This window comes from Janthinobacterium sp. JC611 (assembly GCF_018682595.1).
GTDB lineage: Bacteria > Pseudomonadota > Gammaproteobacteria > Burkholderiales > Burkholderiaceae_D > Janthinobacterium.
Map to the genome: position 1 here is coordinate 22,407 of NZ_JAFLJN010000037.1, position 14,093 is coordinate 36,499.

Consider the following 14,093-nt stretch of genomic DNA (forward strand, 5'->3'; position numbering starts at 1 on the left):
GGCCAAAGGCCGTTTTTCCATGCGCTCGGAGCTTCTATCATTGGATCACACGTTGATGCCCAGCCGGCGCATCGATTCAAACACCGCGGGCCCCGCTTGGGATTGCTCCAGGCGACGTCGCATTATCTCAACATTGTGCATGGCTTTGGCCGCCGCTTGATTGCTAAGTTCCGCTACCGCAGCCTGAACAGCCGCCATCTTTGGTTCATCTTGCACGCCGGTCAAACTGGAAATCGCCGCACGTGCCATGTCCACGGCCTGAGGATGAACTGGCGCCGCTGCCGCAACCCTACCCATGCGTCTAAACATGGCTGCACCAGGTGGCTTACCGTATTTCTTGGCAACCACTTGCGCCGCGTGATGTGCCGTCGCAACAACCGGCGCTTCCTCGGTAAACGGCTTCCGGCTGCCGGAATGCACAATGAGGCGGAGGTCAAGAGGTTGACCCTTTGGCGCGGCTGGTTGCGGAGCAACAGCTTTCGCTGCCGCTCTGGCCCGACGCGTTCTGCTAATTTTTTTGTTTTGAGTGTTGGCCATAATAAGTCCAGTCTATAACCAATTAGGTACATCAGCAAGAAAAAGTGGCACGACCGTGCGCAACGTCAGCTGTCGTGACAAGGAATTATCGGACCGGTTATCTAGCGTATTTTGGTGCTTCTTCTTCGACTGCAAGGTCAGTACCACGCCAAGACTCCCAGCGGCTAAACCAATCTCCTGTGTCCGGCCTGCGCCATCCCGCCACAAACCCACGGCCCTCGCCGGCTTTGCTTCAAGCCAGTTAGAACGATCCACCATCGCGGCGCAGGTAAAGGATAAGACTGCTGAACCGGGGTCTTCGGCGAGCACGGTCGCGTAGCGGCCAGGCCAGCGCACTGCCAACTGTGGCCCATCCATGAGCAATGCTACCACTAAGTTGGGGCCGACCGCACGGATGGCCGTCATGGCGGGATCGGTGCGCGCGAGATCTTCACAAATGAGGGTCGCCAGCGACATGTCCTTGCGTAGCGCCAAAAAAGGTAATTTGCGCTGACTCACGTCGATGTCTTCCCACCACTTATCGTTGTTCGGGTCAGGGTCGAAGTGCAAGGCGTACCGCTCGGTTTGCCCGCGATCGAGGCGCCAGCGATGATGTTTGTTCTGCTCGGCAACGGTGGCCTCCTTACCTTCCTGGAAGGCGAACGTCAGCGCGCGGTTATAGTGCGTTCCGTCCTCAATGGTATCAAGCACGCCAGTGATGAGAAAGTCGATACCGCTGTCTTTGAGCGCATCCACAAGCTCTCCAGCCAGTGCTGTCGTTAACGCACATTCTGGGAGAATGATTCCATTGGGGGCGGCGCCCGTTTCCGCAATCGCCTGTTGAATGAGTGGGATGATCAGTTCGCGGGCTAAGAGCTCGCCCGTCAGCTGATTGCCATTCCGTTTGAGCCAACTCGCCGCCAGTTCGAAATAGGCAGGGACATGGTTGTCGCCCAGGGTCATGCGGGGGGAACTGAGTTTGAAGCTGTCTGCATGAATCGTAAAAGGAAACGGGATCAGCAACAAGCGCATGTCATAGGGCGCTGTGGGATCAGCCGCTGCGGCAGCCGGCGACTTCTTACTCGTGAGTATCCAGGAAGCATTTAGGACCGAGCTTGGAGGCAGCAAGGCCAAATAATGCGAGAGACTGCGGATCGTGCAACCCACGGCCGAATTAATCGACTTGGGCAGGACCACTGCACTATCAGGCGATACCATCACGCAAAGTGAATGCGGGAGGTGGGGTAATGCCAGCGCCTGATCCGCTTTGGTGAGCGCAGCAAAAGTGATCGAGGAAAACTGGTGTTGGGGCGCGTTAGCGGGATCCACGTCCCAGCCCATACCAATACATGCTTCGTCGGCAATGGCGAAAAGACCCAAAAGGAGTTTGACCAAATCAGGCACGACGGCTATCTGGTGCATGTGTACATTACCGAAGATCGCCGTGAGCATCCACCACATATTTTCTACCGTCTCCGGCACTTCACTACTAGTGGCATTCCACCGTAGTGCCTCACCAGCGATCTCGTCAAGGTAGTCTTCGTGTTCATCAAGCTTATCGCGGTTTGGACTTGCCAATGTATAGCAGCCAGACCTCTCGATGATGGAGCCGACGACCGCGAACAGATCGATGGGCCAGGTTGGGCATTTTGTCCAGTCGGTTGCCGGCAGCTCTGCGAGCTCTTTCTGCATCGAATCAAAAGCGTCGGTACCTTCAGGCAAGAGGTGTGTAATTAATTCAATGATCGTCATTCAGTCCCCTGGGTCGGAAAAGGAGGGGCGCCCTCCTCTTCCGCATTTTCGTTGATGCATGACTATAGACGAATTACTAGCAATAATGGCATTGTTGAACAATTCTGTTAACGGTAGATCAATGAATGTGCCTTGGCGGAACTAGAAACGCGCAAAGAAAGCTCGGCGCGGTACCTGGTCCGTATAGTAGGGAAGAATTCAATGACAACCGTTTACCTAAAGGCTCGACTGAAACAAAGGCTGCACCTACTATATCCGCGCGGGGAATCGAACGAGCCGATCCTAGAACTTCACCGTGAGCTTGCGCGGAAGGCAACCATCGCCGGAATTAAATTGGCTTTGAATCGCCGCGATCTCACAAGACACTCGCCAGTCGTTTGAAAGTGCGGCTTTTTGTAGGATTGCTAGCAGCTTGTTGTTGAAGCGGCGACGTACGCGCCGTTCCCGTCCCGCCGCCCCCAAAGCCGGACACGTCTGGCTGGTGTGGTACGGTGGCGCGGCCAGCAACACGCCGCCGTTCCATTCCATCTTGTAGGCGAGTTGCTGCCTGAACTCGTCCCAGCCCTGGTCTAGAATGGCACGGTTCAGCCCCGAATTCTGGCGCACCTTCTTGCCTGGCTGTGAAACCGATCCCTTTGGCGATTTGGACATATTCCGTACCTGCAAATCCTCAATGCAAACAAGCGCGTGATGTTGGCTATTGACATCCTCCCCGCCTAAAGGACGGGGATTTCTACGGCGCGGCGCGATGAGTTGCGAAGCGCTTCGATGGGTTCCTGCTTCTGCGAGCGCCCTGACTGCGCCATCGCTCCACAGGCGAACAAGCGGTGCCCACGCTCTAAAACATTTACGGCTCCAACTACATCGGCGTGATTTGCGTAGCCGCAATTGACGCATAGGAATTTCGCCTGGGTCTGCCGATTGTCTTTTGATACGTGCCTGCAAGTCGGGCACGTCAGGCTAGTGTGGTGCGGCGGCACGGCAAGCAGCATGCCGCCACTCCATTGCATCTTGTAGTTCAGCTGCCGTCTAAACTGGCCCCATCCCTGGTCGAGAATGGCGCGGTTCAGCCCCGACTTTTGACTGACCTTCTTGCCCGGCTGTTCGACAGTGCCTTTGGCGGACCTGGACATATTCCCTACCTGCAAATCCTCCATGCAGACGAACGCATTATTTTGGCTTATCGCTGTGGTTGTCTTGTGCAGGAAATCGTTTCGGGCATTGGCGATGCGTGTGTGAATCCGTTGAACTTTGGCGACTACCTTTTTCCAGTTGCTACTGAATTTGACCTTTCGGTTCATGCGGCGTTGGTAGCGCGCCAGACACTGCTGGTGTTTCTTGAAGCTGTTCAGCGGCGCTATGAAGCGACCATCGCTCAGGGTGGCAAAGCGAGCGATGCCGACATCTATTCCAACTGCACTAGTAGCGATAGGAGCCACCGGATCTACCTCGCGCCGGGTCTGTATTGAAATGAACCACTTACCAGCAGCCTGGCTTATGGTTGCACTCACAGGTTCACCAACAAAGTCCCGGCTCTTGCGGTACCGTAGCCATCCTAATTTGGGAAAACGCAGGCGGCTGTTGGTTTGTTCGAATCTAATTGCCCCTTTTGCTGCCACGCGGAAGGAGTTTCTGTCGCCCTTGCGCTTAAATTTTGGAAATTTTGCACGACCAGCAAAGAAATTCGCGTAAGCTTTCTCTAAATCCTTCAGCGCATATTGATGTGCTGAACAAGGTGCGGCAGCAAGCCAAGGGGTTTCGCAACCGTTGCGCCATACTGTCAGATGTTTCGCCATAGCCACATAGCCGATGAATTTGTTGCCGGCTGCGTGATTTTCTTTTTGCAGAGCTAAGGCTTTGTTGTACACGAACCGGCACGAGCCGGCGAAGCGGCGCATGGCGCGCTCCTGTTCGCCGGTTGGTCTCAACTCGAACCTGTAGGCTTGATATCTTTCCATGATTCTTCAAGCTTACTCGTGTGAAGGCAGTATCGGCCACAAGAAAGCTAGCCAATTTGCGCCGTATTTTGGCTTGACATGGGTCGCATACCGTACGAAATTGCAGCTCCGCTCTCCCTCCTCTACCTGAGCTGAAACCTCTGCCTCGCGATGATGTCGTCGAGCGAAGAAATGAGCGATGTTGAGATCAGGGCACCCATTTGGCCAAATCCACCAGGGTGTGGTCCAAAGTTGAATGCAGCCCCCTCCTTTTGAGCATCCACGAAGTCATCCACCGTGCCGATGGCATCGATCAGGCCAATTTCCTTTGCCTCTAACCCGCTCCAGATTTCCCCGCTGGCGTAGTTGACGTCGTGCCTCAGGGCGCGACCGCGCCGTTCCTCTAGCTCGCGCAAAAATGTCCGCCCTACCCTGTCCACCAAATCCTGCGCCTTGGCTTGCGCGTCCTGGCTAGGCGGTGTGAACGGATTCAAGAATGCTTTCAGGTGACCGGATGCATATACCTGCTGCGAGATTTCCATCCGATCCAGCGCACGCGACAGCTGCCATGGCGCGATAATGGCGCCGATCGATCCCACCAGACTGTATTTCCCGGCGATGATCTTGTCGGCGTGCAAGGCAATCATGTAGGCAGCCGATGCGCCGACGTTGCTGATCGCCGCCACTACCGGTTTCGGGTGCTTTTTCCTGAAAGAGTGAATCGCGTTTCCGATACGCTCGGCCTCGACCGGCGCGCCGCCGGGACTGTCTATCGCCAGAACTATCTGCGTAACGTTGCCGGACTCAAACGCCCGCTTCAGGGCCGGCACAACCTTGTCTGCGGACGCAAGTGAGGTTGCAGCGATCTCGCCTTCGATGTGCACTATGCCTATGACCGGGCCGAAGGGACCTATTTTAAACTGCAACATTTGCATGAAAAAGTACAGGCCGAACAGGAGTGGCATGAGAACGAGCAACGACTTCAGCGTCAAGGTGAGGCGGCGAGCAAATTTTCGATCCCGTTCAAGCGCCAGGCGTTCTTCCCTGAATCCCGCGCGTTGTTCGCGTATCTCAGCCAACATTAGTAGTGCGAGATTAGTGGCCTGCAGTTCAGCTTGACTCTTATCGTCTTTGTTTTCCATGGCGTTTCCTTGGGGGCTAGGCGCGATAAGTTAGCGACAACTGCCCCCCCAACCCAGTACGACAGTTTCCCAGGTCATCTTGTCACCGCACGTTTTTTTTTCTTCTTCTCTCCGGTTTGGCTGTGCACTTCGCATCGGCGCGCCTTCGGCAATCATGGCTTCCGTCGGTTTTGCTTTTTCCATTTCGGCTAATGCGGCGGTGGCTTCTTTGAGCTTTGAGATTGGGCAGCGAACCATAAAACCTTGAGGATAATCTTCGGTTCCAGCAGGTTGTCGCTGAACTTCTACAGGTTTGCACACTTGGTAACTTACCTTACGGAAATAGCCATCATCGAATGACGTTCCCATCTCCGAATGCAAAAGCAGAGTCTGGTTATTAGTGCATTTTTCCGTGATGAACTTCATTGCTATACGAAAATAGATTTCCGACTCGTCGCGGGTTCCGGCAGGCACAAAGGGTTTCAGCCCTAGTCGGTATGTAGTTAGCGGTGAAAGATCGCAGACACTATCATCTGTCTCACGGTTCGCCAAAGATACCGAGTACGCTACCTCTTGGTGAAGCCCTGAAGCGAGAAAAATAATAAAGATAACTTTTTTCATTTCGAAACCCTCAGTAGTCGATATTAACAGTCATGAATATTTGACAATATTCAACAATTAAGTTGATGAAAATAAATTATTGCAACAACCTTGAAAAATTTAAAATATTTTGTATTATTATTTAACTATCCACATCTATTTCGAGGTTGGCGATGAAAACACTGAAGCAATTTTTGGCATGTGGTTTTGCTGGTGCAATTTTCGGATGTATTTTTTTAAGATTTGAAGATTCTTTATTAGGTATAGCAATTGGCTCTTCTATGGGCATTATATTTATATGGATACTTTATATCATAGCTTTTTTGTTGGTTTTCGTTGGAAAAAGAATTTTTAATGATTGGGTATTTGTTTTTCCTGTTGGATTTAGTGGATGGCATGGTTTTTTGTTCCTTCGCGATAGCAATTCTAAAACAAGAATTTTTAAGATCGATATGGACGAGAATTGTGGCATCGAGGTAACGAAAAATGTTGCAGACGGAAAGTGAAATTATTTTTTTAAAATATCCTTTACTTTTTCTTTTGCTTGATCGCTTAACTCTTTTAGACGTTCCGCTATAAGGTCAGGATCTTCTCTCACTTGTTCATTTGCCTTAAGAAAAAGAGACTTTTTGGATGAAATATGTCCGGAAGGATTCTCTGTAACCCCTGTATCATTTTTTTCGCTTTGTCGCGCCTGCTCTATTTCCTTATCGGCTTTCTCCCATTTTTGGTTTAGTTCCGAATGCAGGTTAGAAGACGATGTTTCAACGCTATTTATTACTGCCCCATTCCTCGTCCCCCTGTGTGTTGGCTTTAGCGATGCGCCATGATCTGTTGTCCCTTTTTCAGAATCTCTTGAATTTTCTTGACGTACATGTGTCATATTATTCTGGTGTTGTTTGTCAATGTCCGGATGAAGTGACGGATCACCCTTTATTTCTTCGTACTTTTCCTTGATGGATTGGAAGGAGTAAGGAAAATTACTTGTCGCAGTTGGTAATATCGGCGTTTTTGCGATACTACCTAGATACGAATCAATTATTGTTCTGGCTGCAGCACTTGTTTTGTTATTCGATAAGAGGGATTCAAAAAATTGACTATTTTGAGGGTCTTTGGATAGATCGAAATGAAACGACTCGCCGCGCGAGTATGCGGCCGACAGGCTGGCTGCATATTCCGTTTGTTCACGCAACGTCGCCTCCGCCCGGATTGATTTGGCGGTCGATTTGGTGATGCGTGCCGCATTTTCTGTTGCGCTCCTCCTATCTGTCGTAACGGTGGTTAGTAAGCTGGTATTGTTTGTCACCGCATCTGCCCACTCCTTGAACTTTGAAACGTCATCAGTTTTCAAATGGCTGTTAATGTCTGAAATCTTTTTATCTATTCCGGCGGAATAGTTCTTGCTACCTTCGGCAGAGATGCCAAGTTTTGTGCCTGGAATAATACCGAGCGCCGGAGTGCCAACACTCAAAGCGGCTTCTGCACCAAAAGCGACATTTGCGACCTGTTGTTCGGTGGCGCCTATGGCCTTGGCAATTGAACTTGCAATTTGTCGAAGCTCATTAGTGCGTGTACCAAAACTTTCAGTGTTTGCGTGGGTTGTACCATTTGACTTAATGTCCGCCGCGGTAGTTCCGACCGATTGCACCAGGGCAGTGGATAAAGCTGTGGCTCTCTCTCTGGAGGCAACGACGGCGTCTGATTTTGCTGCTGCCAGTAACCGTGTCGCCACGGCGACATGGTTTTCCGTAACCTTGCCCTCGACCGACCGAGAGACTGGTCCTTCATTAGACAATGCCTTAACCGCAGTCAGCCCAGACAACACATTGGTGGTGAAGCTATTTCCTGAAAGATCGTTTTGCCGATTTCTGAAGAACGGTGACGAGCGGACAGGCGTCAAGGTCTTCTGATCCATGGCGATATTGCCCATGGATACATTGCCTGTTGCGGCCGAATTGGTGGCGGTGGTCACATTTCCTTGCAGCAGGCGCGTGCCATCAATGAGCGCGGTGCCAAAGTTCTCCATGCGCTTGAGAGCGGCCCAGGCAATGAAAGGAATACTCAGCGTCATGTAACCGACCACTGCTTCGCCGGAAATCGCTGTGGAAAAAATGTCTGATGACGTTGTCAGCGACAGGGCGTTGACGCCGTTGCCAACATTAGCGGCTGCGGCGAGGTCGCGCATTGCATACATGGTCGCGGCGTAGTTAAGGATGGCATACAACGGCGGCCAAAGCTGGATCCATATAAGCACAGACGCATAGTTCTTGAAACCGGCCACGGTATCTTTGCCGTTAGCCAACATAAGGAGCAGGATCATCAGCGGGAACATTGCGTACGCCACCACTTCGACCACGTTGCGGATGACGGGCAGTGCTTGTTCTGCTACTTTTCCAGCGTTGATCCATGCCGCATTGGTCTGTGCCACCGCCTGCGCGCGGCCGATAGCCAGCATCATGGTGGCCGGATCGTTGACCTTTTGGCTCGCCAGAAGGCTGGTGTCGTTCACCGCATTGATGAGTGCGTTTTGGCGGATGATGTCGGCTGCTGTGGCCGAGGCGTCCGCGATTCTTGCTTTGATATAAGCCTGCTGAACCTGGTCTGCGATCAGCGCCGCTGCGACCGGTCCGGGTAGCGTCGGGTTCATTCGGAATGCCAGTGTGCCCTGGATACGCTGTACTTCGGCAGGCATCTTTGCCGATAGCTTGGTATAAGCTTGCGGACAGGGAAGCAACTCCGCCGTGCCGGCCGCATTCGTGACGCCGGTAAACCTGGCAGGATTGGGATCCCCCATGAGCGCCCAAACGTCACCAGAGGTCGCAAATGCTTCCGGTGAAATGTAGCCAGAGGCCAGATCGTACATCGTGCACTGGTGCAGAAAATTAATCAAATCGTTCCTGAAGTACGGACTTTGGAACACGACCTTGGACGTTTCGCGCACCAGCCGGCTGCCGAACATGAGTCCATTGTTTTGATAGCTCAGCTTATCCGGCATGCCGGCCGGCCCCGGGATCACCTGCATGGCCGCCTCTTCGAGTTCTGTCAGGCTGTTGCCGACCGTACTGGTCAGCGAAGCGAACACCGCCAGACCGAACGGTACGTTGTTAATGAAGACTTCGGCCGAACCTCCTGTCTTGTCGACGATGCCGACGGTCACCTTCGGCACCACGAGTACTGAAAATACCAGGACGACCGAGGCGAGCCACTTCCAGCCCACCATCTTTTCCGGAGCGAAAGCATAGCCGACAAGGGCAGCCACGAAGCCACACACGACCGTGATGCCAAGCGCATTGCGGTAGGTATTGGCGCCGACCATGGCAGCAACCGCGTTCATGAGTCCGTACAAACTATCCGAGTTTTGATAAGCAAAAATTTCCCACATGACATTTCTCCTCGTTTTCCGGTCATCAGTGCATGTAGGCTGCCCGGCGACCTAACATATCAAGCACATGCTGCGGAATATTGGCGCGAATATGCCGTTCCAGGTGTTCCAGGTCGTTGGACACCTCCGTGAGGGAATTCACCTTCTGGTAGACGAGGGTCTTTTCGCGGGACAGCTGGGCCAGCATGTCACTGGTTCGCCGGCGGATGACCTTGGAGCGCTCGATTTGATCTTTGTTCAAATTAAAATCTTTCTCCAGAGCTTGCATTCCCAACCGCAGGTTCTTCTCCAGAAACATGTAGGCGTAATCTGCGGCAATCACATCCCGATACGTGGCAATCAGCTGCTCATTGGCTGTGGCAGAGGGAAACGATGCCCCGATCGACAGCATGCGGTAGACAGGCTCACTGGTCTGGTTCACAAAACCGACCTCCGGCGACATGTTGGGAATCGGTGTGCGCGTCTCGATTTTGTAGGCGATCGAGCGCATCAGCTTTTCGACCTTGACTGTAAACGGGGTATGGACGTACTCGGGGTCGATGGTGACCTGGTCGCAGTTGGTGTAGTTGTTGCAGCGTAGGACCGTTTGGTGGACGTTGCCGCTCCCGGCATCCGACTGGCCATAGAGCAGCTGGGAGATCGATGTGAAAGTCGGTGCGATTGGATTCGGGTCTCGTCCTTCCGGATAGAAAATAACGGTGCCGACCATGCTCATGATCATTTCCCGCTCCTTGTCGTCCAGGTAGTTGCCGGCGAGCTTGAGCGATTCCCAGGTGAGGTTGCCGACGAACGGGGCCTTGTTTTTGACCAGGGGATCGGAAGATTTGCGCGCCGTATCGAGAATGGAACCTTTGTCGGATTTGCAGCGGACGGCTGCGGCGGCATAGTCCGATTCGAGGCCCAGCGAGACGGCGATGTCCTCGCAGGCCTTGCTGGAGCTGAACCCCGTGGCCTCGGCGGCCGACGAGACCAGGGATTTGGCGGTGTTGCAGGAATTGATTTGCGCATTCGTCATCATGGACTCGAGGTTTTTGGTCCACTTGGTGATACCGCCGAGCATCGGGGACACCGATTCGAGCGCGAGCTGAAACGCCACGCCTGGCAGCGCGGAGGTGACGTTTTTGAGCATGTTCTTGAATTCGGCCGCCGAAATGTAGGAGAACGAGCCGCCGAAAAGATCGATGCCGCCGCAGCCAGCTTTGGCCGTCGGGTAATTAATTGCCATTAATTGATACGTCTTGTTCGGCGCGCGCAGCATCAGGCTGCCGCCGCTATAGGTGTTGTAGACCTGGCCACGAAAGGCGCCCGGCGCCGAGTAGTTGCCGATCGCGCCGAGGTCGTTGAACATCTTGTTGACTTCGGCATTCAGGTCGCCGGCGAAGGCCAGATGGCTATAAAGGGTACTGGTGGACAGGGAAAGTGCGATGATGAGTTTGCGCATAGGCATGATGAGCTCCTTAACGAGATGAGTAATTGGTTGTCAGCGGCGCTTCGACGGCTTCTGCGGCGCGCGGCCGCAGGGCGTCGATCCGTTCCACCAGTTGGCCTTCCGACAGCACACCAAAACCGACCGGCATGATCTTGCCGGTGATGGGCTGTGCCAAAAACAGCGCCGGAACCTGCTTGACGTTGAGCGTGGCGGCGGTACCGTTGTCGGTGCGCGCATTGGTAAAGCCCGGCACCGCGCCGCCATCCAGGCTGACTGGCAGCACCTGGATACGGTACTTCGTGGAAAATGCCCGCAATACCGGCCCGTAGGCATGGCAGTACGGACAATCGCCACGGAAGAAGAACATCAGGATGTGGTCGCTCCCGATGTTGGCGAGGGCGGAAGATCTCTCCTGCATTTGTACCTGTTCAAATACCTCCAGCGCCTGGGCATTCACGGGGCGGCCCTGCGTGGTGGGGTCCAGGTCCGGATTGGCCCACGCCACTTTCTGCGACAGGTCGGCGAACAGCGAGGCATTCCTGAGGACCTTCGATTCGAGTTCCATGTAGCGGCGCACATTGGAGATAGTTGGATGCATGACGGCGACGGCCTTGAGCTGTTCCAGCTGCACCTGCAACTCACGCAGCGCCTTGACTTCAGCCGGTGGCTGCGGCATGGCGGGCTTTGGCGGGGCGACTGGCGCAGGCGGTACTGAGTCCTTCTGCGGTTCGTGTATTGCCGGGTCGTCATAGAAATGCCAGCCGCGCCGCACATCGGCCTGCGCGCCAGCAGCGTGGCCGATTGCAGGGACACTGGCGGGAACCTGGGCGTGTACTGCTCCGCAGGCGAGCAGCGCTGCCAGACAATAGGGATACTTTCTCATGGCGCTTTCTCCAGGCGCAGATTGGCGGGCGGCTGGCCATTGCGGCAGTAATTGATGCCGATATCGATCGTTTGCTTGTTTGGTACCTGCCCTGCCGCGAGCCTGACGCCTTCCTGCCAAAATCGGACGTTGAGCCGGCGGCAGCCGTCCTGGGCGTAGCGGGCCAGTGTCGTGACCTCCATGAAGAGCGCAGAGGTGGCAGAGAAGCGCCGGGTGATCGCGTCCGCCAGTTCTCCCGTCAACACGCCGGCTGCACGGCCGTCGGGTGCATCGATGGCCGCCAACATCAGTACTTTCGGATCGTTCACCGCCACGCGTGGCGCGGCTTCCGGGGCCGCGCTGGCTGCGGCGCCGAGCATGGCGGAGCAAAGGGCAAGAGAAACTTTGTACGTCGTGGTTCGATTCAGCATTTCCCTCTCCCCAGATAACAGCTTGGCGCGCGCTGGCCGGCAGCGTCCTTGATTGCCGCCACGTTGGGCAGCGTCGGCACGATCGAGGCATAGAACTCGGTCAGATCCAGTTTTGCGAAGTCGATGCTTTGCAATTGATCCACGCTAAAACCGGAACAGGCAGGATTTTTTGGCGCGCCCCAGCCCATGCCGAGCTGCGCCCTCCCCTGTTCGTTGATCATCCTGGCCAGGCGCGAGTTAAAACAGCATTTAGAGGTCGTGTGCTCGATGCACGCCACGCATTTACCTAATACCCGGATGCAGGAGCTGCACCAGGTGCCGATGGTGTGACATAGCTGGGCGCCCTCCTTCATCGCCAGCTTGCCCTCGCCGGCGTTGCAGGACATCATCGACACCGCGATGTACATCACCGCAGTCATCGCCAGGCTCCAGGGATTGAACGCGATCGCCAGGTGTTCGGTAGTCGCCAGCGTGACCGATCCCGCCGGCAGCGCCGTGCCATTGACGGCCACCGTGACGCCGAACGTCGTATAACTGCCGCTGAAACCGCCACTGGTCAGCAGTGCTTTGGCGCCTTGCGTGATGAACTCGCGGTTGCCGCTGTTCATCAGGATGTCGAATACCAGGCGCGAGCCGATGCCAAACAGGGACTGGTTAGTAAAGTGGGCCCCGGCGCCATCGGTATAGCAGCAGTTTTTGAGGAGCCGGTTGCGGCAGGTATTACCCTCGCCATTGAACAACGTCATGGTCTTCGGATCAAGATAGACGCCGGCCTCGCGCACGGCCTCCATGTAGGTCATGACCTGCGCAAAATCGACGTCATTCGTATAACTCGTCCTGAAACATTGCGTACCGAGACAGAACGTTTTTGGCGCACATGTAGCGCCAGCGGGGCAGCCGGTGGTGTACGCGGCCAGCGTCGTCTCGGCGCTCAGGGGATCGCGGACGATGGCTTGCGCGGCGGCGATAGTCGGATCGGTGGCCAGCACGGGCGGGCGCGGCGTGTTGGCCGAGTTCAGGGCACCTACTTGCGCCGCGCACGCCGGGTCGCCGGGTGTCAAGGCGCAGGCCGCCAGGTGGGTACTGGCATCGCTTTTGAGGTTACTCTTGCCGTGGTAGACGGTTTCGGGTGGCGTGAGCGTATAGCCGGGCACGTGGGCAGTGGCGCTCTGGGTGGTGACGCTGGCCCGGGCCGCCTGGTTGGCAGCCGTGGCGCCGGCCAGATCCTCGTTGACTTGCGCCAAGACAATGGCAGGCTGCATGCTGCTCAGGCAGCAGGCGGTCGTCAGGGCGATCAGGCGGCGCATGGCTATTTCCCCATCTTGTCCAGGAAGCGGCCGGCGCTGTCAGTAAAGCGCGGTGCGCGTTGCTGGATGGTTTTAAGCGCGTATTCAAGCGAGACGTCGCCGGCGACGCGGACATAAGCATCCGGTGCGAAACAACTCCCTGCCCCGCAGGCCTGGGCGGGCGCGCCGGCACTGAGTAAAACGAAGGTCGGTGCCTGGCGTACGGCAAAGCGGTCAAATGCCTGCGGATCGATTTGCCATGCCACCTTGCGCTCGCCCATGATTTTTTGGACATGCACCACGGTCTTGACCAGTGATCCGTCGTCCAGGCCCCGTAGTAACAGGGTCGCCTGCAGCTGCGCGGCTTGCATTGCCAGCTTGTGCAGCGCAGCTTGCGGCATGGCGAAGGTCACAAAGACCAGCAGCCGGTCGCCATTCAACGCGGCAAGCGCGATTGGGTTAGATGCCGCTTCGTAGCCTTTGGCAATGGCGCCCAGATCGACGGGTGGCGTTGGGCGAGGCTGGGGCAAGGCGTCGATCCGCATCCGTGGGGTAGTGGAAATAGGCCCTGGCGGCGGGTCTTGCGGCATGGGATGGGTGTGCATGGCGCGCGCGATATCCTGCTCGGTGATGACCGGCTGCAGCTTTTTGGCGCGTTCGATGTCCGCGTCGGTGATCGTTGGTATCGCCTGCGCCGCCACGGCCTGGGCCAGGAACAGAGCAACGAGCCCTGCCATGGCACGCAGTGCAGCAGGCCCGGGCCTGGCGCCCGCAAGG

Annotated in this window: 13 protein-coding genes; 1 reads left to right on the forward strand and 12 read right to left on the reverse strand. The window is 55.4% G+C overall.

Features of this window, described 5'->3' with window-relative positions:
- Positions 1 to 45 precede the first annotated feature (45 nt).
- The 6 genes from J0O65_RS22595 to J0O65_RS22620 form a co-directional block, all read right to left on the reverse strand.
- Positions 46 to 537: a hypothetical protein gene (locus J0O65_RS22595; protein ID WP_215409454.1), complete on the reverse strand. Its 492-nt coding sequence runs from the start codon at positions 535 to 537 to the stop codon at positions 46 to 48.
- A gap of 12 nt (positions 538 to 549) precedes the next feature.
- Positions 550 to 2,268, reverse strand: a complete 1,719-nt coding sequence (locus J0O65_RS22600; RefSeq protein ID WP_215409455.1) for a hypothetical protein — start codon at positions 2,266 to 2,268, stop codon at positions 550 to 552.
- Positions 2,269 to 2,550: 282 nt separating this feature from the next.
- Positions 2,551 to 2,919 (reverse strand): zinc ribbon domain-containing protein, encoded by a 369-nt coding sequence (locus tag J0O65_RS28395; protein ID WP_502793586.1) that lies wholly within the window; start codon positions 2,917 to 2,919, stop codon positions 2,551 to 2,553.
- A gap of 65 nt (positions 2,920 to 2,984) precedes the next feature.
- Complete coding sequence (locus J0O65_RS22610; protein ID WP_215409456.1) at positions 2,985 to 4,226, reverse strand: RNA-guided endonuclease InsQ/TnpB family protein; 1,242 nt, start codon at positions 4,224 to 4,226, stop codon at positions 2,985 to 2,987.
- Between the two features lie 122 nt (positions 4,227 to 4,348).
- Entirely contained in the window at positions 4,349 to 5,347 is a 999-nt protein-coding gene (locus J0O65_RS22615; protein ID WP_215409457.1) for a S49 family peptidase, read from the reverse strand.
- Positions 5,348 to 5,377: 30 nt separating this feature from the next.
- Positions 5,378 to 5,947, reverse strand: a complete 570-nt coding sequence (locus J0O65_RS22620) for a hypothetical protein (RefSeq protein WP_215409458.1) — start codon at positions 5,945 to 5,947, stop codon at positions 5,378 to 5,380.
- Positions 5,948 to 6,099: 152 nt separating this feature from the next.
- On the opposite strand from J0O65_RS22620, the gene J0O65_RS22625 reads away from it, so the two are divergent.
- Positions 6,100 to 6,432 carry a hypothetical protein gene (locus J0O65_RS22625; RefSeq protein ID WP_215409459.1) on the forward strand — a complete coding sequence of 111 codons (333 nt, stop codon included), beginning with the start codon at positions 6,100 to 6,102 and terminating at the stop codon, positions 6,430 to 6,432.
- Positions 6,433 to 6,434: 2 nt separating this feature from the next.
- Here J0O65_RS22625 and J0O65_RS22630 read toward each other — a convergent pair whose 3' ends face one another.
- From J0O65_RS22630 to trbC, 6 genes are read right to left on the reverse strand one after another with little or no spacing between them, the layout of a single operon-like run.
- Positions 6,435 to 9,308 (reverse strand): conjugal transfer protein TraG N-terminal domain-containing protein, encoded by a 2,874-nt coding sequence (locus tag J0O65_RS22630; protein ID WP_215409460.1) that lies wholly within the window; start codon positions 9,306 to 9,308, stop codon positions 6,435 to 6,437.
- A 25-nt stretch (positions 9,309 to 9,333) separates the two neighbouring features.
- Positions 9,334 to 10,755, reverse strand: coding sequence for a conjugal transfer protein TraH (locus tag J0O65_RS22635; RefSeq protein ID WP_215409461.1), 1,422 nt, complete (start codon positions 10,753 to 10,755; stop codon positions 9,334 to 9,336).
- 10 nt (positions 10,756 to 10,765) lie between these two features.
- Entirely contained in the window at positions 10,766 to 11,620 is an 855-nt protein-coding gene (gene traF / locus J0O65_RS22640) for a conjugal transfer protein TraF (protein WP_215409462.1), read from the reverse strand.
- Positions 11,617 to 12,030, reverse strand: a complete 414-nt coding sequence (locus tag J0O65_RS22645; protein ID WP_215409463.1) for a hypothetical protein — start codon at positions 12,028 to 12,030, stop codon at positions 11,617 to 11,619. The genes traF and J0O65_RS22645 overlap by 4 nt, the downstream gene beginning before the upstream one ends.
- Complete coding sequence (gene traN / locus J0O65_RS22650; protein WP_215409464.1) at positions 12,024 to 13,337, reverse strand: conjugal transfer protein TraN; 1,314 nt, start codon at positions 13,335 to 13,337, stop codon at positions 12,024 to 12,026. The genes J0O65_RS22645 and traN overlap by 7 nt, the downstream gene beginning before the upstream one ends.
- 2 nt (positions 13,338 to 13,339) lie before the next feature.
- A complete protein-coding gene (gene trbC, locus J0O65_RS22655; protein WP_215409465.1) occupies positions 13,340 to 14,053 on the reverse strand; it encodes a type-F conjugative transfer system pilin assembly protein TrbC in 714 nt (237 codons plus the stop codon).
- Positions 14,054 to 14,093: the final 40 nt, after the last annotated feature.